This is a genomic window from Haloterrigena sp. KLK7 (assembly GCF_037914945.1).
Classification (GTDB): domain Archaea; phylum Halobacteriota; class Halobacteria; order Halobacteriales; family Natrialbaceae; genus Haloterrigena; species Haloterrigena salinisoli.
The window spans coordinates 1,848,319-1,873,306 of sequence record NZ_CP149787.1; the positions used below are offsets into that span (position 1 = coordinate 1,848,319).

At 65.8% G+C, this 24,988-nt stretch carries 28 protein-coding genes and 1 tRNA gene; 8 read left to right on the top strand and 21 right to left on the bottom strand.

Translation table 11 applies throughout. The annotated features are described in order from the left end of the window. The first annotated feature begins 48 nt into the window (after positions 1-48). Together WD430_RS09115 and WD430_RS09120 are read left to right on the top strand one after the other, a co-directional pair. Positions 49-873: a cyclase family protein gene (locus tag WD430_RS09115; RefSeq protein ID WP_339105705.1), complete on the top strand. Its 825-nt coding sequence runs from the start codon at positions 49-51 to the stop codon at positions 871-873. Continuing rightward, positions 870-1,865, top strand: a complete 996-nt coding sequence (locus tag WD430_RS09120; RefSeq protein ID WP_339105706.1) for a fumarylacetoacetate hydrolase family protein — start codon at positions 870-872, stop codon at positions 1,863-1,865. The genes WD430_RS09115 and WD430_RS09120 overlap by 4 nt, the downstream gene beginning before the upstream one ends. 66 nt (positions 1,866-1,931) lie before the next feature. On the opposite strand, the gene WD430_RS09125 is transcribed toward WD430_RS09120, so the two are convergent. The 16 genes from WD430_RS09125 to pstB all read right to left on the bottom strand — a co-directional run bounded on the left by WD430_RS09125 (position 1,932) and on the right by pstB (position 14,927). Next, positions 1,932-2,645, bottom strand: coding sequence for a DUF5828 family protein (locus tag WD430_RS09125; protein WP_339105707.1), 714 nt, complete (start codon positions 2,643-2,645; stop codon positions 1,932-1,934). Positions 2,646-2,818: 173 nt separating this feature from the next. Continuing rightward, positions 2,819-3,454, bottom strand: coding sequence for a GTP-dependent dephospho-CoA kinase family protein (locus WD430_RS09130; protein ID WP_339105708.1), 636 nt, complete (start codon positions 3,452-3,454; stop codon positions 2,819-2,821). Between the two features lie 7 nt (positions 3,455-3,461). Next, positions 3,462-3,659, bottom strand: a complete 198-nt coding sequence (gene spt4, locus WD430_RS09135; RefSeq protein ID WP_339105709.1) for a transcription elongation factor subunit Spt4 — start codon at positions 3,657-3,659, stop codon at positions 3,462-3,464. A 2-nt stretch (positions 3,660-3,661) separates the two neighbouring features. Continuing rightward, positions 3,662-4,237 carry a DNA-directed RNA polymerase gene (locus WD430_RS09140; RefSeq protein WP_339105710.1) on the bottom strand — a complete coding sequence of 192 codons (576 nt, stop codon included), beginning with the start codon at positions 4,235-4,237 and terminating at the stop codon, positions 3,662-3,664. Between the two features lies 1 nt (position 4,238). Then, positions 4,239-4,631 (bottom strand): PIN domain-containing protein, encoded by a 393-nt coding sequence (locus WD430_RS09145; RefSeq protein ID WP_339105711.1) that lies wholly within the window; start codon positions 4,629-4,631, stop codon positions 4,239-4,241. A gap of 29 nt (positions 4,632-4,660) precedes the next feature. After that, positions 4,661-5,893 carry a translation initiation factor IF-2 subunit gamma gene (locus WD430_RS09150; protein ID WP_339105712.1) on the bottom strand — a complete coding sequence of 411 codons (1,233 nt, stop codon included), beginning with the start codon at positions 5,891-5,893 and terminating at the stop codon, positions 4,661-4,663. A gap of 245 nt (positions 5,894-6,138) precedes the next feature. Beyond that, complete coding sequence (locus tag WD430_RS09155; protein ID WP_339105713.1) at positions 6,139-6,366, bottom strand: hypothetical protein; 228 nt, start codon at positions 6,364-6,366, stop codon at positions 6,139-6,141. 323 nt (positions 6,367-6,689) lie between these two features. Next, entirely contained in the window at positions 6,690-6,836 is a 147-nt protein-coding gene (locus WD430_RS09160; RefSeq protein WP_339105714.1) for a hypothetical protein, read from the bottom strand. A 311-nt stretch (positions 6,837-7,147) separates the two neighbouring features. Beyond that, the gene (pstA, locus tag WD430_RS09165) at positions 7,148-8,785 is read right to left on the bottom strand and encodes a phosphate ABC transporter permease PstA (RefSeq protein WP_339105715.1); all 1,638 of its coding nucleotides are present in this window, start codon (positions 8,783-8,785) and stop codon (positions 7,148-7,150) included. A 49-nt stretch (positions 8,786-8,834) separates the two neighbouring features. Further along, positions 8,835-9,776, bottom strand: a complete 942-nt coding sequence (gene pstC / locus WD430_RS09170; protein ID WP_339105716.1) for a phosphate ABC transporter permease subunit PstC — start codon at positions 9,774-9,776, stop codon at positions 8,835-8,837. Positions 9,777-9,822: 46 nt separating this feature from the next. After that, on the bottom strand, positions 9,823-10,785 hold the full coding sequence (locus WD430_RS09175; RefSeq protein WP_339105717.1) for a PstS family phosphate ABC transporter substrate-binding protein: 963 nt from the start codon (positions 10,783-10,785) through the stop codon (positions 9,823-9,825). 286 nt (positions 10,786-11,071) lie between these two features. Further along, positions 11,072-11,515, bottom strand: coding sequence for a low molecular weight phosphatase family protein (locus WD430_RS09180; protein WP_339105718.1), 444 nt, complete (start codon positions 11,513-11,515; stop codon positions 11,072-11,074). A gap of 18 nt (positions 11,516-11,533) precedes the next feature. Then, positions 11,534-12,694, bottom strand: coding sequence for an ACR3 family arsenite efflux transporter (gene arsB / locus WD430_RS09185; RefSeq protein ID WP_339105719.1), 1,161 nt, complete (start codon positions 12,692-12,694; stop codon positions 11,534-11,536). Further along, complete coding sequence (locus WD430_RS09190; protein WP_339105720.1) at positions 12,687-13,130, bottom strand: metalloregulator ArsR/SmtB family transcription factor; 444 nt, start codon at positions 13,128-13,130, stop codon at positions 12,687-12,689. Before WD430_RS09190 ends, arsB begins: the two co-directional genes overlap by 8 nt. A 258-nt stretch (positions 13,131-13,388) precedes the next feature. After that, positions 13,389-14,066 (bottom strand): phosphate signaling complex protein PhoU, encoded by a 678-nt coding sequence (gene phoU, locus WD430_RS09195; RefSeq protein WP_339105721.1) that lies wholly within the window; start codon positions 14,064-14,066, stop codon positions 13,389-13,391. Positions 14,067-14,072: 6 nt separating this feature from the next. Beyond that, a complete protein-coding gene (gene pstB / locus WD430_RS09200; protein WP_339105722.1) occupies positions 14,073-14,927 on the bottom strand; it encodes a phosphate ABC transporter ATP-binding protein PstB in 855 nt (284 codons plus the stop codon). 205 nt (positions 14,928-15,132) lie between these two features. Between pstB and WD430_RS09205 the strand changes: the two genes are divergently transcribed. Both WD430_RS09205 and WD430_RS09210 read left to right on the top strand, forming a co-directional pair. Next, a complete protein-coding gene (locus tag WD430_RS09205) occupies positions 15,133-16,128 on the top strand; it encodes a phosphate uptake regulator PhoU (RefSeq protein WP_339105723.1) in 996 nt (331 codons plus the stop codon). A 75-nt stretch (positions 16,129-16,203) separates the two neighbouring features. Next, the gene (locus WD430_RS09210) at positions 16,204-17,232 is read left to right on the top strand and encodes a DUF5787 family protein (RefSeq protein WP_339105724.1); all 1,029 of its coding nucleotides are present in this window, start codon (positions 16,204-16,206) and stop codon (positions 17,230-17,232) included. Between the two features lie 349 nt (positions 17,233-17,581). On the opposite strand, the gene WD430_RS09215 is transcribed toward WD430_RS09210, so the two are convergent. The 5 genes from WD430_RS09215 to WD430_RS09235 form a co-directional block, all read right to left on the bottom strand. Continuing rightward, a complete protein-coding gene (locus tag WD430_RS09215) occupies positions 17,582-18,682 on the bottom strand; it encodes a Gfo/Idh/MocA family oxidoreductase (protein WP_339105725.1) in 1,101 nt (366 codons plus the stop codon). Between the two features lie 42 nt (positions 18,683-18,724). Further along, on the bottom strand, positions 18,725-19,234 hold the full coding sequence (locus WD430_RS09220) for a hypothetical protein (protein ID WP_339105726.1): 510 nt from the start codon (positions 19,232-19,234) through the stop codon (positions 18,725-18,727). 88 nt (positions 19,235-19,322) lie between these two features. Then, on the bottom strand, positions 19,323-20,153 hold the full coding sequence (locus WD430_RS09225; RefSeq protein ID WP_339105727.1) for an MBL fold metallo-hydrolase: 831 nt from the start codon (positions 20,151-20,153) through the stop codon (positions 19,323-19,325). 255 nt (positions 20,154-20,408) lie between these two features. Further along, positions 20,409-21,191 carry a histidinol-phosphatase HisJ family protein gene (locus WD430_RS09230; RefSeq protein WP_339105728.1) on the bottom strand — a complete coding sequence of 261 codons (783 nt, stop codon included), beginning with the start codon at positions 21,189-21,191 and terminating at the stop codon, positions 20,409-20,411. A 96-nt stretch (positions 21,192-21,287) separates the two neighbouring features. Continuing rightward, on the bottom strand, positions 21,288-22,721 hold the full coding sequence (locus WD430_RS09235; RefSeq protein WP_339105729.1) for an ATP-binding protein: 1,434 nt from the start codon (positions 22,719-22,721) through the stop codon (positions 21,288-21,290). A gap of 168 nt (positions 22,722-22,889) precedes the next feature. Between WD430_RS09235 and WD430_RS09240 the strand changes: the two genes are divergently transcribed. From WD430_RS09240 to WD430_RS09255, 4 genes are all read left to right on the top strand, one after another. Further along, positions 22,890-23,258 carry a universal stress protein gene (locus tag WD430_RS09240; RefSeq protein WP_339105730.1) on the top strand — a complete coding sequence of 123 codons (369 nt, stop codon included), beginning with the start codon at positions 22,890-22,892 and terminating at the stop codon, positions 23,256-23,258. 2 nt (positions 23,259-23,260) lie between these two features. Next, on the top strand, positions 23,261-23,821 hold the full coding sequence (locus WD430_RS09245) for a GNAT family N-acetyltransferase (protein ID WP_339105731.1): 561 nt from the start codon (positions 23,261-23,263) through the stop codon (positions 23,819-23,821). Between the two features lie 184 nt (positions 23,822-24,005). Further along, on the top strand, positions 24,006-24,821 hold the full coding sequence (locus WD430_RS09250; protein ID WP_339105732.1) for an alpha/beta hydrolase: 816 nt from the start codon (positions 24,006-24,008) through the stop codon (positions 24,819-24,821). Positions 24,822-24,917: 96 nt separating this feature from the next. Beyond that, positions 24,918-24,987, top strand: a tRNA-Gly gene (locus tag WD430_RS09255). Position 24,988: the final 1 nt, after the last annotated feature.

Sequence of the window (24,988 nt, forward strand, 5' to 3'; positions counted from 1 at the left end):
GGCCGCGGTGCACTTACTTTCAAATGCTAGCTTCCAGTCGTGGCTACTATGAGTGAATTGTTGACATCCGACGATGCCGCGCTGATCGACCTGAGCATCGGCCTCGAGGACGGGCCGCCGAGCGAACCGATGCCGCCGTCGATCGACGCCTTCGACCACGAGGTCGGCGCCGAACGGCTCGCCGAGAACCTCCGGGAGCTGGGCCACGACGTCGATGCCGAGGATTTCCCGGCGGGGATGGGACTCGCGTGGGAGGACCTCGAGGTCATCCCGCACGCGGGCACCCACCTCGACGCGCCGTGGCACTACGGCCCCGAGGTCGACGGCGAACCGGCGAAGACGATCGAGGAGATCCCCCTCGAGTGGTGTCGCGGGAACGCCGTCGTCCTCGATTTCCGGTGGATGGATCCGGGCGAGGAGATCGGCGTCGCCGACCTCGAGGAGGCCCTCGCGGCCCTCGAGCACGACCTCTCGCCGGGCGAGATCGTCCTGATCCAGACCGGCGCCGACGAGCTGTGGGGCACGCCCGAGTACCTCACGCAGTTCCCCGGCATGAGCGCCGAGGGAACGAAGTTCCTCGTCGAGCGGGGGGTGAAGGTGATCGGAACCGACGCCTACGGCTTCGACAAGCCGTTCGCCGAGATGGGCCGACGGTACGTCGACTCCGGCGACGAGTCGGAGCTGTGGCCGGCCCACTTCGCCGGTCGCGAGGTCGAGTACTGCCAGATCGAGAAGATGGCCAACCTCGACGCGCTTCCGCGGCGGACGGAGGTGCCGATCGTCGCGTTCCCGATCAAGATCGAGGGCGGGAGCGCTGGCTGGGTCCGTCCGGTCGCTTTCGTCGAGGAGCACGAAACGGCGGGTGAAGCATGAAACTCGCCACGTTCGAGGTCGAGACCCCCATCGGCCCCGTCGAGCGCATCGGGGCCGTCGCCGAAGCGACCGAGGACGAGGACGCGCCCGCGGGAGCCGCGACGCTGGTCGACCTCACCGCCGCCTACGGCGCCGCCCTCGAGGCCGAGGGCGAACCCGCACCGGCCGATCTCGCGCGGGCGCACGTCCCGCCGGAGATGATCGCCTTCCTCGAGCGCGGCGATCGGGCGATCGAAGACGCCCGCGAGGCCCTCGAGTACGCGGCCGAGACAGACGCCGAGCGCGGCCCCGGCGGCGCGAAACTCCGGTACGAGCCCGACGAGTACGACCTGCTCGCGCCCCTTCCTCGCCCCAACTCGCTGCGGGACTTCATGGCCATCGAGGAGCACGTCGAAAACAGCATGGACGGCGAGATCCCCGACGTCTGGTACGACCTGCCGGTCTATTACAAAGGCAACGCCGACAGCGTCATCGCGCCCGGCGAGACGATCCAGTGGCCCGCGTATTCCTCGATCATGGACTACGAACTCGAGATCGCGGCCGTGATCGGAACGCGGGGTCGGGACATCGACGCCGAACATGCGGAGGAGCACGTCGCCGGCTACACCGTCTTCAACGACTTCAGCGCACGCGATATCCAGGGCGAGGAGATGGCGGGTCGACTGGGTCCGGCGAAGGGGAAGGACTTCGCGAACGGCCTCGGTCCCTACGTCGTGCCCGCCGACGACATCGACGTCCTCGAGGCGCCGATGACCGCCCGCGTCGACGGCGAGGTCTGGTCCGAGGGCACCGTCGACGAGATGTATCACTCCTTCGCCGACATCATCGAACACGTCTCGCAGTCAGAGACGCTCCACCCCGGCGACGTCATCGGCAGCGGCACCGTCGGCGAGGGCTGTGGCCTCGAGTTGGGCCGGTTCCTCGAGGACGGATCGACCGTGGAACTCGAGATCGAGGGGATCGGCGCCCTCGAGCACGCGGTCGTCGAGTGACCGACGGCCCCGTGCACCGATTTCCAGGTGGCGCGTCGACCGTCTCACCGCGCGGAGGCGGATCGCTCAGGTCGTCGTCGAACGCGACTGATCGCCGAGTTCCGGCGGTACCTCGGCGCCTTCGATCGCTTCGAGGGACTCGGTGTTCTTCTCGACGTCGACGTGCCAGCGGTCGATCTCGTCCTCGTATCGCCCGAGGAGGGTCGAGACCTCCGCTCTGAGCGCGTCGTCCGTGACGTTCACCTCGAAGCTGAACCGATCGCCGTCGTCCCCGATCGGCCGCTGGACGTTGGCACTGATGAGTTCGTTATCGAAATAACACGGTGCGAGCTGCGTCATGACGTGTCGGTAGACGCTCTTCTCGACGGTTCGAACCGCTTTTCGGCTCACCGAGTCGGCCGCTCGCGCCGCGCGGTCGAGCGCCTCGGTTCCGTTCTCGACCGCCTCGTCGACCTCGCGGTCCTCGAGCGCCGCGTACGACGCCGACAGCTTCTCGCCGGCGGCCTGTAGGTCCTCGTCGGGTTCCGCCCCCTCTCGCTCGCCTTCGCCTTCGTCGACGCTCGCCTGTTCGGCGGTCTTCTCTTTGACGTCTCGCTCGAAGTCCTCGTGGGCCTTCGGGCGCCACTCGTTCCACTCGTCGAACGCGGCGGCGAACCGACCGTCGTCTCCGTCGTCGGTTTCGACATCGAGTTCTCGAAGCGCTTGGGTGATTCGCTCTCCGTGTTCGACTACCGTCCCCCAGTCACCGCCTACTTTGAATCCGGAGATGCTCTCTTCCACGATAGCTGAATATAGGAGATCAGCAGTATAAGCGCTCACACCCGGAGATATTTGGTACTCGGCTCAGTGACCGGTGTCTGGGACCAGTCAGTTTTACGATACTAGGCGGATTACGGATACCGTACCGGCTATCGGACGGCGGGAGAGCGGACGGGGATCGGACCCTACGAGACCTAATCGCCGGTCGCCTCGAGTAGCTCCCAGAAGCGATCGACGTCGCCCTCGAACCGGTCGAGCAGCGCTCGCATGTCCTGCCGGTGTTCCTCGGTGACTTTCACGTGGACCATCCCCTCGTCGGGCTGGCCGTAGACGACGCTGCCGCCCTCGGGAGCGGCGACGATCGCCGGCAGGGCGACCAGATCCTCCTCGCCCTCGACGAGGATCGTCGTCGGCTCGTCGCGGGCCAGTCCCTCGAGGAGGGCCTCGACGACCGCCTGCGAGATCTCCGCGGGCGGGTTGACGACCTCGACGGTCGTTCCCTCGGTGACGGTCTCGCGGATCTCCTCGTCGACGGCCGACCGCTTGGTCCGCTCGTCGACGAGCGCGACGTCCGGCGGGCGACCCGCCTGCAGGAAGTGGTAGGTGACGACGTCGCCGACGGCGATCAGCGGGCCGTCGACGTCCTCGAGAAGCCGGTCGGCGTCGGTCTCGATCGGTCCCATCGGCTCCTTGAGTTCGTGGCGGAGCTCGTCGGGCAGGACCAGTAACTGCTCGTCGATATCGGGAGTCGACGCCGCTCCGTCCGCATCCGCGTTTGCGTTCGCATCCGCGTCCGCGTCCGTCTCCGCGGGAGAATCGTCGCGGGTCACGGCACCGTTAGCGGACTTTCAGCGCGTACGCGCCGGGCTCGGTGACTTGCATCTCGGTGGCGATCTCGCTGTCCTCGGGGTGGGCGATGACGACGTAGCCGGCCCAGTCCTCGGTCAGCGACGAGGAGTTACAGCTCTCGCAGGTGTCGTTGTCGGGTTCGTTGACCCGGTGACACTCGCGACAGACGAGGCGATCCGATGCCATGGTTACTCACCCTCGGCCGTCGTCGCTTCGCGTTTCTCGTGTTCCTCCTCGAGCCAGCCGTGTTTGCCCAGGCCGGGCTGTTTCGCGGTGAGGCCGATCTTCGAGTCCCGCGGGTTGCGCTCGTCGATGCTCTTGGTGACGATCCGGGCGCGGACGGCGTCGTCGACGCCGAGCGCGCGGTCGGACTCGTTCGAGGAGAGCCGCTGGTTCTCGCCGTCGAAGGCGAGGTACTCGTCGCTGATCTGCGAGACGTGCAACAGGCCGTCGACCGGGCCGATGCCGACGAAGGCGCCGAACTCGACGACTTCGACGACGGTGCCGTCGACGACTTCCTGCATCTGCGGATCGAAGGTGACCGCGTCGAACTCGGCCTCGTAGTAGACGCCCGGACGGTTCGGGAGGACGGTCCCCTCGCCGATGTCGTGGACCTCGGTGACCGAGACGACGCTGCCGACCTCCTCGTCCATGCGCCCCTCGAGTTTGTCCTGCAGCAGTCGCTTCACGAGGTCCGGCGAGACGTCGCCGAGCTCCTCCGGCGGTACTTCTACCGTGTCTTTCAGTTTGACCCGTTTGTACATTCTATGGTTGAGTGATCGCTAACTTGTTTCTCCCGCGTAATGCAATTACCGGTACACTCGCCTCGAGCACCCGGTCGCGCAGCGGGCGATCGTTCGTGACGACGTAGTCGACGACGTCCTCGCGGGCGAGTTCGACCAGCGCGTCGTCGGCGTACGACGCCTCCGTGTCGACGACGAGACAGCGCTCGGTCGCCAGATCGTGGCCGACGTTCGCGGCCGTTCCCTCCTCGCCGCCTTTCTCCGAGAGGCGACGGAGTTCTTCGAGGACGGCCTGCGGGGCCGTCGGCTCGAACGAATCGAGTAGCCGCTCGAGTTCGTCGAACAGCCGCACGTCGAGTTCGACGGGCATCATGAGCGCGCTCGTGTCGAGGGCGACCTGCGTCGGCGTAGCCATTCGTTATGGATGTCTCGTCGTCGGTCGTATTATTCGGTGAGCGTTCCGAGTCCGATCAGCCGCCAGCGCGCGCCGATGCGGCGGTTGATCGCGATCTTCGCGCCCGGTTCGGCGGCGACGGGTCGCTTGAGGTTGACCTCGCACTCGCCCTCGCGGGCGCTGGTGACGGCGCCGACGGTCGTCGCCGTGCCGACGGTCATCATCAACGGTTCGCCGGTGCTGATCTCGTCGACCGTCTCGCCGCTCTCGGCGCCGACGACGCGCTCGAGGAGGTCGACGTCCATCGTAAAGGACTGCCAGGTCGGCGGGAGCGAGCCCGACGGACCGGCGAGTCGGCCGGCCAGCGCGTCGCCTTTCGTCAGCGAGGGATCGAGACCGGTTCCGACGCCGAGCAGGCCGCCCGGCGTGACGGTGTCGACGGTCTCTCCGCCGGCCTGCAGCGACCGAACCGTCGTCTCGATCGGCACGTACTCGGTCTGGCCGCCCTCCTCGACCTCGCGGCCGGGGCGGATCTCGATCTCGTCGCCGACCTCGAGTTGGCCCTGCACGAGGCTACCCCCGAGGACGCCGCCGGCGAGGTCCTTCGCGCTCGTCCCCGGCTTGTTGATGTCGAAGCTGCGGGCGACGTGCATCCGCGGATCCGCGTCGGGATCCCGCTCTGGCGTGGGGATCTCCTCCTCGATGGCCTGAATCAGCAGATCGAGGTTGACCTCCTGCCCGGCCGAGACCGGAACGACGGGCGCGCCTTCGGCGACGGTTCCCTCGACGAACTCCTGGATCTCCTCGTAGTTCTGGCGGGCCTGATCGCCGCTGACGAGGTCGACCTTGTTCTGGGCGATGACGATGTTGTCGATCCCGATGATGTCGAGCGCCATCAGGTGCTCCTCGGTCTGGGGCTGCGGAACGGGCTCGTTGGCGCTGACCACCAACACGGCGCCGTCCATCAGCGAGGCGCCCGACAGCATCGTCGCCATCAGGGTCTCGTGACCAGGGGCGTCGACGAACGACACGGTCCGCAGCGGCTCGCTTTCGGAGCCGTCCGGACACTCCTCCTCGACGGTGTAACATTCGGGTTCCTCGAGTCCGTCACAGTAGCGGAACGTCGCGTCCGCGTAGCCCAGCCGGATGGAGATACCGCGTTTCATCTCCTCGCTGTGCTGGTCCGTCCACGACCCACTGAGTGCTTGCACCAGTGTCGTCTTGCCGTGGTCGACGTGACCGACGAGCCCGATGTTCACCTCCGGTTGTCCATTTCCTTCCATAAGACGATGAGTAATCTTGGCTGTAGCTTCCCCCGTGCGCTTGATAAAGGTTGCGAGCTATCCGCGTCCGAGAGGTCGATACCGGCGCGCCGGCATCGGCCGTTCGTCCACGGATACCCGACCGTCAGGAGACGCGTCGTGACCGACGGGCGCTGCGAGCGACAGACAGCGCTCGCGGGTCCCGGTCGTCGAATCTCGTTTCCTGCCACTCGCGCGGCGTCACCGCCGGTCGCGGTCCGTCGCCGTCAGCGAACGTCCTCGAGATCGACGACCGCCGACAGGTCCGCCGATAGCCAGTGGGTGATCCGTTCCTCATCGGAACACTCCCGCGGCGTGATCGTACACCGGTCGGGACGGTTCCGGTAGCGAACGACGAGACATTCGAGCGGTCGTCGGTCGTCCGCCTCGTCTCCGGCACTGGCGAGTCGCTGTCCGATCGTGCGGTCGTCGTATCCGTTTGCGGATTCGCTCATGAATTGGGTGCCTCGGATGGTCCGTACGCAATTGACCGTCGGAAACGCACAAAGCCGCTTCTAGTTGAGGTATTGAGTCCTCGGTAGCCGCTCGAGGTAGTCCGTACCGACCGGCTCGGGCGGATCGAACGTCGGCACCTCGGCTCGAATCGCTTCGGCGCGGTCGCTCTCTCGTTCGCAGCACCGTGCGCTCGATGCCGGAGACAGCCGAGACGGCCGAGACTGCCGTCTCGAGGTCGATTCAGCTGGACGAAAACGACAGGGTGGAGGTAGGGGTGGGGATGCGCGCAACGGGTGCTCCGTGCGGCTCGCCAGTCGCGCTCTCAGCGGGCCGGCTGGACCGGTCGGCGCTCGAGTAACGCTTCGGCGATGGCCTGCTTCCGGTGGCTGGTCAGCACGTGGGTGTAGACGTCGGTTTCGGACTCCCCCACGAACGTACAGAGTGGGCAGGTTTCGATCTGGTCGGGCATCGCGCAAACCAACGTCGAATTGGCATAAGGCGATTTCTAGGAGCGGTATAGGACGGTTCCGGGGCGACTATAGCACTACTGTGTCGGGCCGACGAACCGACGGCTAGTCGGTCGGTCAATTCACCGGTAAACCGGCCGAAGAGAGCGTTCGTGAACTGCTCGCGGACGAAACCTCTCGTTGCGGCGCGGGTTCGGACAGTCGCTCGGCAGCGCCGCTGATACCCCTCGCGAGTCAGCACCTGAACTCGCCGGTGCTATAGTCCTCGACACGATTCGCCGTCGTCGGTGTTTCGGGTGTCCTTTCGAATCGTTCAGTCGTTTCTTTGGTACTTGTTGCGAAGCAGGATCGCGGTGCCGTTCATCATCAGCAAGACGATGAGCAGGACGAGGACGCCGGCCGCCAAGACGCCGTGATAGAAGTCAGGCTTGGCCAACTTCGCCCACGAGTAGAGTTGCCGCGGCATCGCGCTGAACAGTCCGTAGAACGAAGTCGGCGAGATCCGAACGACTGCCGCGACGCCGACCATCAGCAGCGGCGCCGTCTCACCGATCGCGCGACCGAACGCGAGGATCGTCCCGGTCAGAATACCGGGCATCGCTCGCGGTAAGACGACGCTGCGGGTCGTCTGCCACTTCGTCGCGCCCATCCCGTAGGCCGCCTGCCGCTGGGAGTCGGGTACCGCTCGGATCGCCTCTTGGGCGGAGACGATGACGATCGGCAGAATGAGCAGTCCGACCGTCAGTCCGCCGACGATGACGATCCCGGGCCGGAACCCGCCCGAGTTGACGAATAGGACCAGGCCGAGCAGTCCGTAGACTACCGACGGCACGCCGGCGAGATTCGCGATGTTGATCTCGATGAGTTCGACGACCGATCCGAGCAGTCCCTCGTTCGGCGCGTACTCCTCGAGGTAGATCGCGGCGCCGACGCCCACGGGAAACGCTGCGACGGCGACGACGATGATCATCATCACCGATCCCACGAGCGCGGGATAGATCCCCGCTTCCCGCGGGGTCGTGTTGTGAACGGAGGTCAGGAACTCCCAATCGAGCCAGATGTCCGGCCCGGTGAACCCGACCGCGTCGACGACGACGGCGCATGCGACCGCACCCGCCGCGAGTACGACCGGCAGCGCGAGTCCGGAGACGCCCTCACCGCGTCTGAACACTCCTTCGACGTACAATCCGACGGGGACGCCGACGACCGTGGTCAGCAGGAGCCACGTCGTCCACGAGACGCCGGCGATCGGCCCGACGACGACGCCGAACGCGGCCGCGACGACCGTCGCGCCGCCGGCGATCAGGCCCGCGCGCTCGCTCTCGCGGGCGCTGCGGACGTACCAGCCGGTCGCCAGCGCGACCGGAACCACGAACGTTCCAAGCAGCGATAACGGCGCCGCCGGAAGGACCGGAAGCGACAGGAGCAGCGACCGGAGGCTCGGCACGAGTCCGGGGACTCCAACGAGCGTGAACACGACGGCGATCACGGTGATCGCGGCCCGCTCGAACGCGCCGGACTCTCGAACTCGATCGTGGAGTTCGAGCACGCCGTACGCCACGAGCGCCGAGACCGTGAGGGCGAGCCACTCGTGCGGGCTGACGATGTGTCTGAAAACGATGCCGACGCCGCCGGCGAGCAGCGTCGCGGCGACCGGTAGTCCGACCGCCGTGTACGCGACTTCGCCCGCTCGCGGATCGAAGCGATAGTAGTAGATCGAGAGGGCGATCCCCGGGACCACGACGGTCGCGACGAGCGTCGCCCACCAGCTCGGATCGGCCGACGCCGGTTCGATCGCGTCGACCGCGACGTAGACGAGGAAAACGAACACGAGGAAGAGCGAGAGCAACGTGGCGCCGAGGCAACTGGCTTTGAACAGCTGTCCGCGGAGCTGACTCACCTGTCCGTCCGCACCGAACCAGGCGCCCGTCGACTCGTCGGTCGTCGCCATCAGCGGTTCACCTCCGTCGCGGTCGTGCCGTTCGCGGTGGTGGCTCGGTTCATTGGTACTCCTCCCGGTAGCGTGCGGCGATGCGGTTGCTGAGTAGGTTCATGGTGAACGTGATCACGAACAGCGTTAGCCCGATCGCGAACATGGAGTAGTAGCCGGGGGTTCCGCCGGACAGGTCCGTCGTGACCGCCTGCACCATGGCGGCGGTCATCGTCTGGCCGGAGTTGAAGAGATTCGCGAACGGGTTCGACGGGTCGAACATGCGCGCCATACTCCCGCCGGCGACGACGACGATCATCGTCTCGCCGATCGCCCGCGAGAGCGCGAGGATGTACGACGAGAAGATTCCCGAGACCGACGCGGGGATGACGATCTTCGTCGTGACTTCGAACTTCGTGGCGCCGAGGCCGTACCCCGCCTGACGGAGCGAGTCCGGCACCGCGCTCATCGCGTCCTCGCTGATCGAGGAGACCATCGGAATTATCATGATCCCGACCATGATCGACGCGGAGAGCAAGTTGAACAGGCTCACCCCGAGTCCCAACTGCTGGAGCCACGGCGTCAGGTAGACGAGCGCGAAGAATCCGTAGACGACGGTCGGAATCCCGGCGAGGATCTCGAGCGCCGGTTTCAGCACCGACCGCATCCGATCGCTGGCGTACTCGCTCAGATAGACCGCAGCGGCGGTGCCGATCGGTATCGCGACGAGCGCCGAGACGATCGTCACGGTGAGCGTGGCGCTCACCAGCGGTAGGATGCCGAGAATCGGGTTTTCGCCCCGCAGGACCCACCTCGTTCCGGTGAAGAACGAGAACGGGTCGTACATTCGAAAGAATTCGATGGTGTCGATCGCCAGTGTGACGATAATGCTGATCGTAACGAAAACTGTCAGTGCCGCACACCCGAATAACAGCCCGTGGTACAACCGTTCCTTTGCGTTCCGTGCGTTCGCCGATCGCGTCAGATCGGCTTCTATCGATGTCTCACTCATTTTCTGTTCGGTTTCCTCCTCCGGAAAATCGAATCGGTTGCTCGCGTTACTCGCCCGTCGCGTCTTCGAGCTTGCTCATGTTCTCGTCGACCATATCCTGGTTCGCCGGGACGTAGCCGACCTCGTCGGCGATCCAGTCAGCGCTCGAGTTCTCGAGGTAGAACTCGACGAAGTTATAGACCGGATCGCGATCGAGGGATTCCTCGGCGGGGTAGATGAACAGCGGTCGGGCCAGCGGATACGAACCCTCGCTGGCCGCCTGCAGACTCGGGGCGGTCGGATCGTCGCCCTCGCTCTCTGCGATCTCGAGGGCTTTGACGCGGTCCTCGTTTTCGGAGTAGTAGGCGTAGCCGAAGTATCCCATCGCGTACTGGCTGTCCTCGAGACCCTGAATGATGGTGTTGTCGTCCTCGGTGCCCTCGTACTCGGTTCGGTGACTGCCGCCGTTGACGTTCTCGGTGAACCAGTCGTAGGTCCCTGAGGTCGTGTCGGGGCCGTAGAGTTCGATTTCTTCGTCGGGCCAGTCGGACTCGACGTCGGACCACGTGGTGACGCTGTCGTCGCTCCAGATCTGTGCCAGCTGGTCGAAGGTCATACTGTCGACCCAGTCGTTGTCGTTGCTGACAGCTACTGTGAGCGCGTCGCCACCGATGTGCATCTCGATCGGCGTGACGTCGTTCTCGGCACAGTGGTCCTCTTCCTCCGACTTGATCTTGCGCGATGCGCCGTTGATGTCGGCGTCTCCGGGACAGAAGTGGTTCTCGAAGCCGCCACCGCTCCCGGTCGAGTCGACCGTGACGTTGACGTCCGAGTTCTCGTCCATAAACCGCTGGGCCATCTCGTCGGAGATCGGGAAGACGGTACTCGAACCCTTGACGATAACTTCACCGTTGTCGTTCCCGTCGCTCGTTTCACTGCACCCCGCAATAGCGGCCGTACCCATAGCACCGGTCGCGGCGATGAACTTCCGTCGCGATACTGCGTCGCGTCCGAACTGGTTGTCTGCCATCACCAGAAGGCAGCCACAGTTCATAAAAAAGCGATGCTATGACTAATATATATTCGTACGTAGTTATATATCTCGATATTGGCCAATCGGTACGTCAGTTGAATGCGGCACATATGGGTACTCCATGAGGCTGAAAAGGCCTATCTGGTTGTCTACCTTCACGACCAACATTCAGTCTAAATGTGTAACAGTTCTCCAACTACGGTCGAAATGAGAATTCTATATACCCGAGTCGGACCAGCGGTTCGGAACTGGTGTCGGATCGCACGGTACGATCCGGATTCGGCTACACGTCCTCGAGCTCGTCGAACAGCGCCGTTACCCGCCGTTCGACCTCGTCGCGGATCTCGCGGACTCGTTCGGACTCCTTCCCGCCGGGATCCTCGAGCGCCCAGTCGCGGACGTCGACGTCGTCGCCGACCGTGCCGACGTCGAGCGTCGAACAGCCCATGGTCGCGACGTAGTCACAGGACCGCAGTTCGTCGATCGCGATCTCTCGCGGGGTTCGGTCCGAGAGATCGAACCCGGCGTCGGCCATCGCCTCGAGAACGCCGTCGTGGACCGCGTCGGCGGGGTCGGTACCGCCGGTCAGGATCTCGACGCGGTCCTCGAGGCCGCGTTGCTCACGCTCGCGTTCGGCGAATGCGGTGGCCATCTGGGAGCGGCCGGCGTTGCGGACGCACACGAAGGCGATACGGATCGTGTCGGTGGAATCGCTGGTAGCTGACATCGTTGGCGTGGGTAGTCGTTAGTCGTCGGTGGGCGTCTCTCGAGTCGATACGGTCGGTTCGCCGGCGTCGCTACTGCCCCAGTCCAGCCTCCGCTGGAAGGACAGCGCGACGTAGACCAGCGCGAGCAACACGGGGACCTCGATGAGCGGTCCGACGACGGTCGCGAAGGCGACGCCGGAGCCGACGCCGAAGACGGCGACCGCGACGGCGATCGCGAGCTCGAAGTTGTTCGAGGCCGCGGTGAAGCCGATGGCCGTCGTCGTCGAGTAGTCGGCGCCGACGCCCCGGCCCATGCCGAAGCTCACGAGGAACATGACGACGAAGTAGATCGTCAGCGGGACGGCGATCAGCAGGACGTCCGCCGGCGCGGCGACGATGTTCTCGCCCTGGGTGGCGAACATGACGACGACGGTGAACAGCAGCGCGACCAGCGTCAGGGGATCGATCGTCGGAACGAACTCCTCGTCGTACCACTCCTCGCCCTTCGCTCGAGTCCCGATGTAGCGGGTGAGGATGCCGCCCGCGAAGGGGACACCGAGGAAGATCGCGATGGCGTAGAACACCTGTTCGGGCGAGACGTTGAACGTCGTGATCTCGGCAGCGAGTGCGTCCATGCCGAGTACCGGCGGCAGGTACAGCGCGAAGAACCAGACGTAGACGCCGTAGGTGACGATCTGGAACAGGCTGTTGAACGCGACCAGTCCGGTCACGTACTCGGTCGATCCCTCCGCGAGTTCGTTCCAGACGAGCACCATGGCGATACATCGGGCCATCCCGATGAACACGAGCCCGAGGAAGTACTCGGGGCGCGCTGGGAGGCCGGGGACGAGTCCGCTGAAGAAGAACACCGCGAGCCCGAACATCAGCGTCGGGCCGATGAGCCAGTTCTGGACGAGGCTCAAACTGAGCACGCGCCAGTTGCGAAACACCGTCGGCAGCCGTCCGTAGTCGGCCTTCGCCAGCGGCGGGTACATCATGGCGACGAGCCCGATCTCCACGAGGTGCAGGTCCCGAATCGGCTCGGTCACCGACGGGGCGACGTGGCCGAGGCCGACGCCGACGGCCATCGCGGCGAAGATCCAGACTGTCAGGTACTTATCGAGGACGTCCATCGACCGCGGGTCGCCGCAGGCCTCGCATCCGCAGTCCGGTCCGTGTTCGTGAGTCGCGTTACTCATCGCTCACGCTCCCATTCTCGTCGCCTGTACTCCCCGCGGCCGCACCGCTGACGCTCCCCTCGAGGACCGTCACGAGCGCGACGGCGCGGTTGGTCGCCCGGTACTTCTTCCAGCGGCCGTCCTTCCGGCCGTCGACGAGTCCAGCGTCGACCAGATTCGAAAGGGCGTGGCTGAGCCCGCTCTCGCTGACGTCGACGACCGCGTTGAGTTCGCAGACGCACAGTTCCTCCCCGGCGGCCGCGAGGACGCGAACGAGCGTATAGCGCGTCTCGTTGGCCAGCGCCGAGAGCACGTCCAGTTCGGTTTCGACTCGAGCCGTCCCGATCGTCTCCTCGAGCGCGTCGAGTTCGTCGAGGCGACACTCGAGGTCCTCGCTTCGGCACTCGCCGAGCTCGTCCTCGAGGTATCGCTGTAGTCGGTCCGTCGCTTGTGCCATCGCGAGACACTTGAGCAGATGTTCAATTAGTCGTTTCGGTGATCGCGTTCCGGTAATTTCGGAGGATGAGTATACTATCCGTGACTACGGATCAGGTCTGGGATACCGACGTATCTATCCGGTGCGTACACTGACCACATCCAGGTACACCGACGATATTAATTGAGGAGAAGCTAAATCAGAAGTGGTATCTGACGGCCACGCTTTCGAGGCGTCGGGCGGTCGAGTGGAAACGGCCCAGCGGCGGCACCGATCGTCTCAGTAGATCAGTTCGTCGTCGTTCTCGACCATGTACAGCGTCCGCGCGGCGATGTTGACCGCGTGGTCGCCGACTCGCTCGAGGTCCCGGATCGTCAGCAACAGCCGCGAGACCTCGTCGAAGAGCGCGTCGGGGGTGAGCCCGATCTCCGCCTCGAGCTCGGTCTCGAGGAGGTCCCGAACGACGAACTCGCTGGCGTTCTCACAGAGGCGATCGATCTCGTCGTCCTCGGCCGCGACGTCGCGGGCGCCGGTCGCGTCCCCGTCGGCGTACGCCGCCATCGCCGCCGCGACCGTCTCGACGACCCGCTCGCCGATGTAGCCGATGTCGACGTCGGCGTAGCGCCGTCGCTCGACCCGTTGGGCGTACTCCGCGAGGTTGACGGCGAGATCGGCGATCCGTTCGAGATCGGTGATGATCTTGAACGAGGCGGCGATAAAGCGCAGGTCGCTGGCGACCGGCTGCTGGAGCGCGACCAGCTCGATACACGTCTGCTCGATCTCGAGGTAGCGTTCGTTGATCGCGTGATCGCCCGTGATCACGGCGGCCGCGAGCGTGTCGTCCTGCGTCTCGAGGGCGGTCAGCGCGCGCTCGAGTCGGTCGCAGACGCGGTCGCTCATCTCGAGGACGTCCTCGCGAAGCCGCTCGAGCCGTTGCTGATACTCGTTCCGGGGCATGTCCGGTCAGCCGAACTTGCCGGTGATGTAGTCCTCGACGCGGTCGTGTTCGGGGTTCTCGAAGATCTTCTCGGTGTCGTCGAACTCGACGAGTTCGCCGCCGGTGAGGAAGACTGCCGTCTTGTCGGAGATACGGGCGGCCTGCTGCATGTTGTGGGTGACGACGACGACCGTGTACTCCTCGGACAGCTCCTCGATCAACTCCTCGATCTTCGCGGTGGCGATCGGGTCCAGCGCCGACGCCGGCTCGTCCATCAGGAGGACCTCCGGGTCGGGGGCGATCGCTCGCGCGATACAGAGCCGCTGTTGCTGGCCGCCCGAGAGGTCCAGTCCGCTCGAGTCCAGTTGGTCCTCGACTTCGTCCCACAGCGCGGCCCGCTTGAGCGCTCGTTCGACCGCTTCGTCGACGTCCTTGTCGCTTCCCTGAACCCGAAGCCCGAAGGCGACGTTGTCGCGAATGCTCTTGGGAAACGGGTTGGGTTTCTGGAAGACCATCCCGATCTTCCGCCGTAGGGCGACGGGGTCGACGTCGTCGTCGTAGACGTTCTTCCCGTCGAAGTACAGCTCGCCGTCGACGCGAGCGATGTCGATCAGATCGTTCATCCGGTTGATCGAGCGCAGGAACGTCGATTTCCCGCAACCCGAGGGACCGATCAGTGCCGTCACCTCCCCCTCGGGAATCTCCATGTCGATGCGCTGGAGCGCCCGATCGTCCCCGTAGTAGACGTCGAGGTCGCGCGCCTCGAGGGCGATCGACGCCGGCTCGGTTTCGGTCTCGGTCGTCGTCGGAGCGTCCGGTTTCGATTCCGAAACCGTCTCGTCGGTGGTGTGGAGTGACCCGGTCGGTGCGTCAATTCCCATTTGGCTGCGCTACCGGTGGCGTAACTAAATATGCAGCTATGTCTCCTATATAGATCTATGTTTGAGTACTTTTGTTGGGATATAGGTATGTTTCTATTTGAACAGTATATGAGAGAATATAGCGGAATAGGGGCCAAATACGCGACTATAGATTTTCTCTATAGACTCGGGTAGATTTATGTTGTATCCATAGAAAGCGTCTCATATGGAGACCCGAAAGGTCCAGGTGACCGGCGGATCGACGTACACGGTATCGCTTCCGAAGACGTGGGCTACCGAGAACGATATCAGTAGCGGTGCCACGGTCGAGATCTACTCGGAGGACGATACGCTACTCGTTACCCCCCAGCGCGACGCCGACCACCAGGAGGGGACGCTCGACGTCTCCGCTCTCGAGAACGAACAGCTCGTTCGGGCCGTCCTGACGATGTACGTCAGCGGCTTCGACGTCATCCGCCTCGAGTCGGGCCGCATCACGACCGACCAGCGACGGGCGATCCGCAGCGCCGTGCAGGGACTGGTCGGCGTCGAGGTCGTCGAGGAGGGGACCGAGAGCGTCGTCATTCAGGACCTGCTCGACTCCTCGGAGCTCTCGATCGTCAACGCGGCCACGCGCATGCGCCTGATCGCGACCTCGATGCTCGAGGACGCCGTCACGGCCCTCGTCGAGAACGACGACGACATCGCACAGGACGTCATCGAGCGCGACGACGACGTCGACCGCCTCTTCCTGGTCGTCTCGCGGATCTTCCGCGCGACGCTGCGCTCGCCGCGGGCCGCCGAAGGGCTCGGCGTCTCCCGCGAGGACTGTTTCGACTTCCACTCGAGCGCCCGCCAGCTCGAGCGGGTCGCCGACCACGCCGTCAAGATCGGTCAGATCGCGAAGAAACTCGACGAGATCCCCGAGGACGTCGCCGAGGCCCTGCTGGAGGTCCACGACGACGTCGCGACCATCCTCGAGAAGTCGATGGACGCGCTGTTCGCCGAGGACAGCGACGAGGCGACCGACCTCGGTCATGACGCCCTCGCATCGGTCCGCGATATCGACGAGCACACCCGCCGCATCGACGACATGCTCCGGGAACTCGAGCCGGTACAGGCTCAGTCGCTGGGACTGATCGTCGACTCGCTGTCCCGAAGCGCCGACTACGGCGGGAACATCGCCGAGACCGCGCTGCAGAAGGCCGCGCCGCGGCCGTAGTCGGTCAGCGGGTCGCCGAGGCGACGCGGTATCGATATGCAGACGCTTTTGCTCGCGCGTCCCCACCGACTGTCCGTGAGCGAATTCGCGTTCGAACTCGAGCTGTGTGCCCGCCTCGAGGAGCGCAACGAGGGGATCGTCGCCCGCCAGCTCGGCGCGAGCGTCGCTGATCCCGGCGGGCGGATCCTCGACGTCGTCTGCGTCGAGCCCGGCCCCGAGTTCGACGAGCGCACCGCGATCACGAGCGAGACGATTCCCGACGCGGCGATCGCGGCCGACGTCGGCACCGGCCGCGCCCGCTACCGGTCGGACGCGTTCGACTGCCATCCGAACCGCGCGCGGCGAGCGACGGAACGCGCCTGTGAGATCGGCTTCTTCGAACGCGAACTCCGCAACGGTCGCGACTCCGTCCGTCAGACCGCTCGCTACCCCGACTGGTACGGCCGCCTCGTCGGCATCGAGAACAAACCCGACCTCGAGCGACCCGGCGACCTCGAGGCCCAGTTGCGGACCGACGTCAGCCTCGCGCTGGTCGACGAGGTCGTCCTCGCGACCGAGAGCTACGTCACGCGCGCGCACCTGAACAGGATCCCCGACGAAGTCGGCGTCTGGCGCGTCCACCGCGAGGCCGATCCGGGCGACTCGAGCGGTTCCGACGGCGACGACACCGCGCTCGAGATCGAGGTCGTCCGCGAGCCGACGCCGCTTCCCGTCGACGAGCCCGGGATCGAGCCCCTCGAGTTCCGTCCCGGACGCACCGAGATCGCCGTCGTCGACGCCGAGGCGAAGGCGCGAGCGCGCCGCCGGATCGCCGAACGCGCCTACGGCAAGGGCTGGCGGACCTACGGGTTCCCCGACTGTGAGGCCTGTCGGCCGGACGACTCGAGCGGCGCGACGCTGCCTCACTGCGCGTGGAAGGGGCGCGTCGTCGACGCGCAGTCGGAGTGTGGCCCGTCGTGTGACGGGTACGAGCCCGCGGCAGGGTCGGACTCGGCGTCGGAATCCGAAACCGACCTCGAGGCCGAGCGCGACCGCCGAACGCCCTGGGTGGCGGAACCGGAGGGGAAACGGCGCCGCCAGTCCGGACTGGATCAGTTCGGCTGAGTCGGGCCGATCGACGGCTCCTCGCTAGCGTTTGCTGTTTTCGATGACCGGGCCAGAAGCAGTGAAACCGTCCGCTCACGCTGGCGGCAGGGAATCGCCACACCCTCCCCAGCCGCTTCGCTCACTACGTCTGCTCACGGCGTGTCACGCCGTTCGCATGGTATGCGGGACCTTCGGTCCCGCACTATTCGCTCAGCCCTCGCACGATATCGTCGGCCGTCCTCGCTGACGCTCGACCGGCCGACGGCGCGCGCCTCCGCACAGCGGACGCTCTCGGAGCACCGGTTTCAATTCGAATCGTCGTAGCGGTCTGATTTCCCTCTCATCAAGCGTTAGATATCAGCTGCAGTCAATCCGCGATCGATTCCGGGAACGCCGGCGGCAGCGGCTCGGGGCGATCGACGCTCGTCTCGAGGGCGACGTGACTCCCGGTTTCCGACGCCTCGCGTATCCCGTCGAGAATCTCGAGCACGTGAGCGGCGAGGGACCCGGTCGTCCGGTGGTTCCAGTCGCCGCGGACCGCGGCCGCCAGGTCCGCGACGCCGGCGCCTCGTCCGTCGGTGTACTCGTGGGTCAACTCGACCTCTTCCGTCGCGCCGTCGCCCGAAGCGAACTCGACGGGACCCTCGAACCGATTCGGATCCGGGAGCCGGAGCGTCCCCTCGGTGCCGTAGATCTCGAAGGCGGGGGAGGCGAACGTCGATCGCCCGGGCGCGTCGAAGCTCATCAGGACGTTCGCGGTCGCTCCGTCGGCGAAGTCGATGACCCCCGACTCGTGGGTGGGGACGTCGACGTCGATGGTCTCCCCGCGGCGAGGATCGCTCGTGATCGTCCGCTGCTCGACGGTGCGGGCGGTCGACCCGGTGACCCGATCGGCGGGGCCGAGCACGGAGACCAGCGCCGTCACGTAGTACGGCCCCATATCGAACAGCGGGCCGCCGCCGCGCCGGTAGTAGAGGTCGGGCGACGGGTGCCAGCTCTCGTGTCCGCCCGACGCCCAGACGGCCGTCGCGCCCACCGGCTCGCCGATCAGTCCGTCGTCGATCGCCGACCGGACGGTCTGCAGCCCCGCACCCAGGAACGTGTCGGGAGCCGATCCGACCAGCAATCCCTCCGCGGCCGCGGTCTCGAGGATCGCCTCGGCCTCCTCGACGCTCGCGGCCAGCGGTTTCTCGACGTAGACGTGCTTGCCCGCCGTCAGGACGTCGCGACAGGTCTCGTCGTGGACCGACGGCGGCGTCAGATTGACGACCAGTTCGATCTCGTCGTCGTCGAGCATCCCGTCGGGATCGGACGCCCGCAGGCCGTACTCGTCGGCCGTTTCCCGCGCTCGCTCCGCGTCGATGTCGGCGCAGGCGATGATATCGTACGCGTCGAACCGATCGTCCGCACCGAGGTACGCGTCGCTGATCGTCCCACAGCCGAGGACGCCCGTTTTGACTGGCTCCATACGTTCCGTGCCGGTCAACGGGCGAAAAAAGGCATCGGTCGACTACTGGCTCTCGACGACCCGGAACCCGCCGGTGAACTCCTCGCCGTCGGCGTCGCGGCTGCCGTAGCGATACGCGCCGGGGACCGTAAAGAGGCGATCGAACTCGTCGCCGCCGGACCGGTCCTCGACCGTCTCTTCGTCCACTTCCTGGTCCCAGATACACCCCTCGGGGATGTCGATCGGATAGGGTTCCGTACTCGAGCCCGTCCACTCCCAGACGAGGAGCGTCTCCGGATCGATCTCGAACGCCGCGGGCTCGAAGTCGTTCCCCTCGGGATCGACCGTGATCGTTACCTCGTCCTGCCCGGTGCGGTCCGCGAGGTCGGCGTCATCGAGGGCCGCCGAGGCGTTGCGTTCCGCTGGTTCCTCCGATCCGTCGGTGCCGTTCGACTCGTTGGCGCCATTCGACTCGTCGAGGGCATCGGATCCGTCCTCGGTCTCACCGAGACAGCCCGCGAGCGCGGCGGTCGCCACGGTCGTCCCGACGACGCGCCGTCTGGTCCACTCCATGGGTATCAACGGCACCTCGAGACGTTTGAGTGTCAGGACCGACAGGGTCTCGTGACCGTTCGATCGCCGAGCACGTCGACCGCAGCGACTACTCGAGGCGGTACTGCTCGCCGTCGACCGCCAGCGGCTCCTCGAACGCCTCGTCGACGGGATAGTAGTGTGCGAGGTGGACCAGTCGCGTCCGTTCGGCGTTCAGTTCGGCGGCCAACTCGAGGGCCCCTTCCCGGGTCATGTGTTTCGTCCCGAACGTCCGGGGGACGCCGTCGTCGGTCTCGTGGCGGCCGCCGATCGGGTGGTACTCACAGAGGTGGGCGGGGACGATGGCGTCGGCCAGCAGCAGGTCGGGATCTGCCAGCACCTCGCGGGACCCGTCGGGTACGTTGTAGCTCGTATCGCCGGAGATCGACAGCTTCGCCCCGGTCACGGGGTCTTCGATCGCGAGCCCGTAACAGACCAGCGGCGGGTGTTCGACCGGCACCAGGGTGACGTCGAACCCGCAGACGTGAATCGTCTCGAGCGGCGTCGTCGGGCGGACGGTGATCGGCTCGAGGTAGTGGTAGTCGTCGCGGACCGTCTCCGCGACGCTCTTCCCGGTCTCGGGGTCGGTCTCGTCTGCGGCGTAGACGTCAAGCGAGTCGAAGACGCGGAAGACGTTGCCGAGACCGTCGAGGTGGTCGAAGTGGATGTGGGTGATGACGGCGGCGTCGGGCAGCGACAGGTCCTCCTCCCGGAGGAACTGATAGCGGAAGTCGGGGCTGAAGTCGATCAGCAGCGACTCGTCGATCCGCTCGTTCTCGACGTGGACGGAAAACCGGGTGCGCTCGACGCCGCGCTCGCGGGCGGCCTCGCAGGTGTCGCAGTCGCAGCCGACGGTCGGCGTGCCGGTGGTGTCGCCGGTGCCGAGCAGGGTCACGCGCATCGACGCGGCCACCTCCCCGGAGTAGTCTCGACGGGAGCGAGAACGGGCTGTGGTGCGATTCGATCCTCGAGGCCGTGTTCGTCGACTCGTCGTCGCGGATGCAGACGGATCGCGTTGCCGTCGGCCGCCGCGTCGTCCCGTGGCGATCCATCGCTCATCGAGGTGTGATTAGCAGCCGTCGCATAAAGGGTATTCCCCCTCGGGCGGGCCTCCCGTCCCCTCCCTCAGTCGGCGCGGTCGGCGCGTCGCGTCCCCTCACTCCAGCCCCGGCGGCGCGACCGGGTCGATGCCGTGCTCGGCGAGGTACTCCTCGAGGAAGGTCGCTCGCTCGCCGATCTCGTCCGGGCTGTGGGAGTCCGACCCCACGGTGAGGGGCACGTCGTACGATCGCAGCGTCTCGAGGAACGGTTCGGACGGGTGGACGAGCGCCATATCGGAGACCGCCCGCCCGGCGTTGATCTCGGGGATCGTCCGGGAGTCGGCGAGCGCTTCGGCCACGCGTTCGTAGTGGTCGATCGTCGCTCGCCCGCGAAGCGACGCCGTCCGCTCGATCAGATCGAGGTGAGCCGCGACGTCGAACAGTTCCGACTCGACGAGCGAGACGAGTTTCTCGAAGTAGTCGTCGACGATCCCGTCCAGTTCCGTCTCGGTCAACTCCGCGAAGTTACCGGGTACCTGTACGTTCAGCCCGTCGACGCCGTGGACGCTGCCGATCGTGTAGTCGAAGTCTGCCTCCTCGAGAAAGTCGCGGATCTCGCTCTCGTCGCGCGGATCGTAGTCCATCTCGACGCCGTCGTAGATCTCGACCGCGAGGTCCTCGCGCTCGCGCTGCGTCTCGATGGCCCGGCGGCGCCGCTCGTAGGTCAGGTCCAGATTGAAGCCGTAGACGCTCCGGACGGTCGCGGGCTCCTCCCGCGACGAAACCGTACAGTGATCGGTGAGCCCGATTCCCTCGAGGCCGGCCTCCTCGGCGGCCTGTACCATCCCCCGCAGAAATCCCCCGTCGGAGTAGTTCGTGTGGCTATGGAAATCCCGCATACGGAAACGACGCCGGGCGCGCAGTTGTCAGTTACGCCCGGCCGCGCGTCGTGGGACTCGCGATGCGGCGCGTCGCGGGTGACTGTCGGTAGAGCGTCAGTGGTCGTGGTCGTGATCGTGGTCGTGGTCGTGCGAGTGACCGCTCGGCTCGCCGCCGTCGCTCGCTTTCCCGAGATCGCCGCCGGCGACCAGCGCGTCGTGGTCGCCGCCCATCATGTCCATGTTCTTCAGCGTGTCCCGCTCCTCGAACTCCTCGACGGCGTTGAGCAGGTCCTCCTGTGTCAGCGTCGTCCGGTCCTCGGTCAGGGCCTCGAGGACGGCCTCGCGGAGCACCATCCGGAGGTCGCTGCCGGTCAGCCCCTGTGTCGCCTCGGCGATGAGTTGCGGATCGAACTCGTCGATCTCCATCCGCCGGGTGATCAGCGAGAGGATGTCCGCCCGCATGTCGTTGTCGGGCTTGGGGAAGTTGATGATCTCGTCGAACCGCCGCCAGGCGGCGTCGTCCAGTTGATCGGGGTGGTTGGTCGCGCCGATCAGCAGGACGTCGTCCTCGATCAGCGAGATGTTGTCGATGCTCTTGAGCAGGGTGTTGACGGCGCGCTTGAGCGCGGCGTGTTCGTCGCTGCTGCGGGTCTTGGCGACGAAGTCGAACTCGTCGATGAACAGGATACACGGCGACAGCCGCTTGGCGACCTCGAAGGTCTTGTCGACGTTCTTCGCGGTCTCGCCTAAGTACTGGCTCGTGATCATCGAGAGTTTGACCTCGACGAACGGCAGATCCATGTCCTGGGCCAGCGCCTGAGCAGTCGAGGTCTTCCCGGTGCCCGGCGGCCCGACGAACAGCAGTTTCCCGATCTCGCGCAGGCCGATGTTCGAGAGGTAGTCGCGGTGTTCGATCGCCTTGGAGATCTTGTCGAGTTCGTTCTCCTGGTCCTCGGTGAGGACGAGGTCGTCGAGGGACATGTCGACCTCCTCGGGCGCGCGGACCTCGACGAGGTCGAGCATCTCCTCGTCTTCCTCCTCGTCGAAGTACTCCTCGAGGAGACCGTCGATCCAGACGCGATCGGCCTGGATCGGCCGGTTTTGCTCCCGGGCCTCCTCGTGGGTGACGTCGAAGTTCTCGCCGAACTCCTCGTGGTCCGCGAAGTGTTTCGCCAGCGTCGGGTTCTCGCGCAGTCGATCGTCGTCGACGCGATCGACGAACCACTGCTCGGCCATTCCCTGCTGGGCGAGGGTGATCGTCCCCGAAAACTCGTCGCGTTCGGTGAACATCAGGTCCGAGACGGCCTCCCAGGGTCGGTCGACGTCGGTCGCCTCCCGGGCCGTCGTCGTCGTCACCGAGAGCGGGCGACTGATGCCGGCGGGAGTGCGTCCCGACTCCTCGTCATCGTCGCCGTCGCTCTCGACGCCGCCGGTCCAGAACACGCGGCGATACGACGGCGGCAGATCGTTCTCGTCCAGCGTTCGGTCGTCCGAATACACGCTCGTCGTGAGCAGGAACTCCACGACATCGAGCGCCGCATCACTCATTCGGTCAACGTACTCACCACACGTTCTTAACGTCGTCGTCCTGCGCAAGGTCTGCGGTGCCGTTTGGCACGGTCGCACTCGAGTGCGAGTGCGCGGTCCGCCGTCTCGAGGAAGCGCCGGTCCGACTGCGGCACAACGGTTTTCGTCCATCGGCGCACATGCATGGGTATGAACGTCTTAGTGGGCCTCGTCGGGAGCGACGAATCCCTCAAAACCCTCCGGCAGACGATCGAGCGCACGCGGGAGGTCGGGGACGACCTCACCGTCGCCATCGTCGAGAAGCCCGAGTCGAAACGCTCGCAGGCGGAGATGGTCGAACGGACCGAGGAGCTGCTGGCCGAGGCCGAGATCGACGCCGAGATCGTCACGCTCGAGGGCGATCCCGGCAGCGCGCTGGTCGACCACGCCGAACAGGGCGAGTTCGACCAGCTCGTCATCGGCGGCGGGACCCTGAGTCCGATGGGCAAGATCCAGCTCGGTCCGATCACCGAGTTCGTCCTGCTGAACGCCCCGACGACCGTCAAACTGGTGCGATAACGATGGCCGGAACGAGACCGTATCCGGACGAGCCGGCCGGACCGTTCCCCTCGCCGCCGACGACGACCGAGGACCGCGAGGGTCGATCGATCGAGATCCGGGCCACGAACGACTTCGCGGAGACCCTCGAGGACGTCGTCGAGATGTACGTCGCGTTCGATCCCACCGACCGGGCACAGGGGATCCCGCCGACCGGCGAGTCCCGCATCCGCAACTGGCTCGAGACGATCGCCGAGGAGAGCGTCAACGTCGTCGCCTACCACGGCGAGGACGTCGTCGCCCACGCGATGCTCGTCCCCGACACCGACGATCCGTCGGCGATCGAGGCCCGAAGCGACGTCGAGTGGGAACTCGCGATCTTCGTCCTCCAGGAGTACCAGCGGGCCGGAATCGGGACGAAACTGCTCGAGCACCTGCTCGGTCACGCCAGCGACATCGGGATCGAACAGGTCTGGCTGACCGTCGAACGCTGGAACAACCCCGCGATCGCGCTCTACGAGCGGGTCGGCTTCGAGGCGACCGGGACCGAGAGCTTCGAACAGGAGATGGCGATCCGAGTGTAGAAGTCACCACCCCGTTGCGCTACCGTCCGCTCGAGTACGTGACTCACTGCTTTCCCGCCGTCTGACCGAGTGGAACGGACGCAGACGAACGAGGGATCGGCCCGGTCCCGAGCGGACGAATTGACACGCGCGTTATCCTCCGTTAGTATTACCCACCCAACACGAAAACGAGACACCGGTAGCGATGGAGGCGGAGTACGAGCGGCTGTTACCGGAGGGATGGACGATGGATTCCGTCCGCGCGAACGGTGTCGACCTCGGCTACTACCGGACCGGTAGCGGACCGGCCGTCGTGATGGCACACGGGTTCGGCGAGAGCGGTCTGCGATGGGTCCCGCTCGCGGACGATCTCGCTGCCGACTACGAGGTGGTCGCGTACGACGCCCGCGGCCACGGCCGGTCGGACGCGCCCGAGACCGGCTATCGCCTTGACGACCGCATCGCGGATCTGCGCGGCCTCGTCCGCGAACTCGGTCTCGACGATCCGATCCTGCTCGGGCATTCGATGGGCGCGGCGACCGTCGCGTGGACGGCCGCGAGACACCCCGATCTCCCGCGAGCGATCGCCCTCGAGGATCCGATCGGGCTCCACGAGCGACCCGATCGAGACCCCGACGAGCGGGTCGCGATGGCACGAGAACGACGGGAGGAGGTCGTCGACTCGACGGTCGAGGAGTTGGTCGAACAGTATCCGAACGAGGACCCGGTTCACGCTCGACGCCTCGCACTCAGCGCACTCGACTGCAGCCCGGAAACGGCCGGACGGCTCGCACGCGAAGAGTTCCCCGCACCTCACGCGGAGACGTTTTCCGAGATCGCCTGTCCGGCGCTCGTGTTGCGGTCCGACGTCGACCTCGAGCGTCGCCTCGAGGACGTCGCCGCGGTCGACTCGCTTCGAGACGGGCGATTGGTCCACGTTCCGAACGCCGGCCACCACGTCTTCGACGACGAGTACGACACTGCATACGCCGAACTGCGGACGTTTCTCCGGAGTCTGTGATTCGTCGGAGCCCAGTGGGTATCCCAGCGAATCGCTGAGTGAGAACCGTCCCGCACTTATATCGAGAACGTCGGTGGCGTATCGGATGCAGTCGGCGTGGCGGTGGTGTAGCGTAACACACGCCCGTTCCACGGGTGTGCCGAAGGTTCGAATCCTTCCCGTCACAT

Bases quoted from the DNA above. Each gene is read 5' to 3' on its own strand.
- pstC (WP_339105716.1), bottom strand. From the start codon at position 9,776: ATGAGTGAGACATCGATAGAAGCCGATCTGACGCGATCGGCGAACGCA.
- WD430_RS09240 (WP_339105730.1), top strand. From the start codon at position 22,890: ATGAACGTCTTAGTGGGCCTCGTCGGGAGCGACGAATCCCTCAAAACC.
- pstA (WP_339105715.1), bottom strand. From the start codon at position 8,785: ATGGCGACGACCGACGAGTCGACGGGCGCCTGGTTCGGTGCGGACGGA.
- WD430_RS09230 (WP_339105728.1), bottom strand. From the start codon at position 21,191: ATGCGGGATTTCCATAGCCACACGAACTACTCCGACGGGGGATTTCTG.
- WD430_RS09120 (WP_339105706.1), top strand. From the start codon at position 870: ATGAAACTCGCCACGTTCGAGGTCGAGACCCCCATCGGCCCCGTCGAG.
- WD430_RS09235 (WP_339105729.1), bottom strand. From the start codon at position 22,721: ATGAGTGATGCGGCGCTCGATGTCGTGGAGTTCCTGCTCACGACGAGC.
- WD430_RS09250 (WP_339105732.1), top strand. From the start codon at position 24,006: ATGGAGGCGGAGTACGAGCGGCTGTTACCGGAGGGATGGACGATGGAT.
- spt4 (WP_339105709.1), bottom strand. From the start codon at position 3,659: ATGGCATCGGATCGCCTCGTCTGTCGCGAGTGTCACCGGGTCAACGAA.
- WD430_RS09155 (WP_339105713.1), bottom strand. From the start codon at position 6,366: ATGAGCGAATCCGCAAACGGATACGACGACCGCACGATCGGACAGCGA.
- WD430_RS09220 (WP_339105726.1), bottom strand. From the start codon at position 19,234: ATGGAGTGGACCAGACGGCGCGTCGTCGGGACGACCGTGGCGACCGCC.
- phoU (WP_339105721.1), bottom strand. From the start codon at position 14,066: ATGCCCCGGAACGAGTATCAGCAACGGCTCGAGCGGCTTCGCGAGGAC.
- WD430_RS09115 (WP_339105705.1), top strand. From the start codon at position 49: ATGAGTGAATTGTTGACATCCGACGATGCCGCGCTGATCGACCTGAGC.
- WD430_RS09145 (WP_339105711.1), bottom strand. From the start codon at position 4,631: ATGGCTACGCCGACGCAGGTCGCCCTCGACACGAGCGCGCTCATGATG.
- WD430_RS09175 (WP_339105717.1), bottom strand. From the start codon at position 10,785: ATGGCAGACAACCAGTTCGGACGCGACGCAGTATCGCGACGGAAGTTC.
- arsB (WP_339105719.1), bottom strand. From the start codon at position 12,694: ATGAGTAACGCGACTCACGAACACGGACCGGACTGCGGATGCGAGGCC.
- WD430_RS09225 (WP_339105727.1), bottom strand. From the start codon at position 20,153: ATGCGCGTGACCCTGCTCGGCACCGGCGACACCACCGGCACGCCGACC.
- WD430_RS09245 (WP_339105731.1), top strand. From the start codon at position 23,261: ATGGCCGGAACGAGACCGTATCCGGACGAGCCGGCCGGACCGTTCCCC.
- pstB (WP_339105722.1), bottom strand. From the start codon at position 14,927: ATGGGAATTGACGCACCGACCGGGTCACTCCACACCACCGACGAGACG.
- WD430_RS09140 (WP_339105710.1), bottom strand. From the start codon at position 4,237: ATGTACAAACGGGTCAAACTGAAAGACACGGTAGAAGTACCGCCGGAG.
- WD430_RS09160 (WP_339105714.1), bottom strand. From the start codon at position 6,836: ATGCCCGACCAGATCGAAACCTGCCCACTCTGTACGTTCGTGGGGGAG.
- WD430_RS09190 (WP_339105720.1), bottom strand. From the start codon at position 13,130: ATGGCACAAGCGACGGACCGACTACAGCGATACCTCGAGGACGAGCTC.
- WD430_RS09150 (WP_339105712.1), bottom strand. From the start codon at position 5,893: ATGGAAGGAAATGGACAACCGGAGGTGAACATCGGGCTCGTCGGTCAC.
- WD430_RS09180 (WP_339105718.1), bottom strand. From the start codon at position 11,515: ATGTCAGCTACCAGCGATTCCACCGACACGATCCGTATCGCCTTCGTG.
- WD430_RS09215 (WP_339105725.1), bottom strand. From the start codon at position 18,682: ATGGAGCCAGTCAAAACGGGCGTCCTCGGCTGTGGGACGATCAGCGAC.
- WD430_RS09205 (WP_339105723.1), top strand. From the start codon at position 15,133: ATGGAGACCCGAAAGGTCCAGGTGACCGGCGGATCGACGTACACGGTA.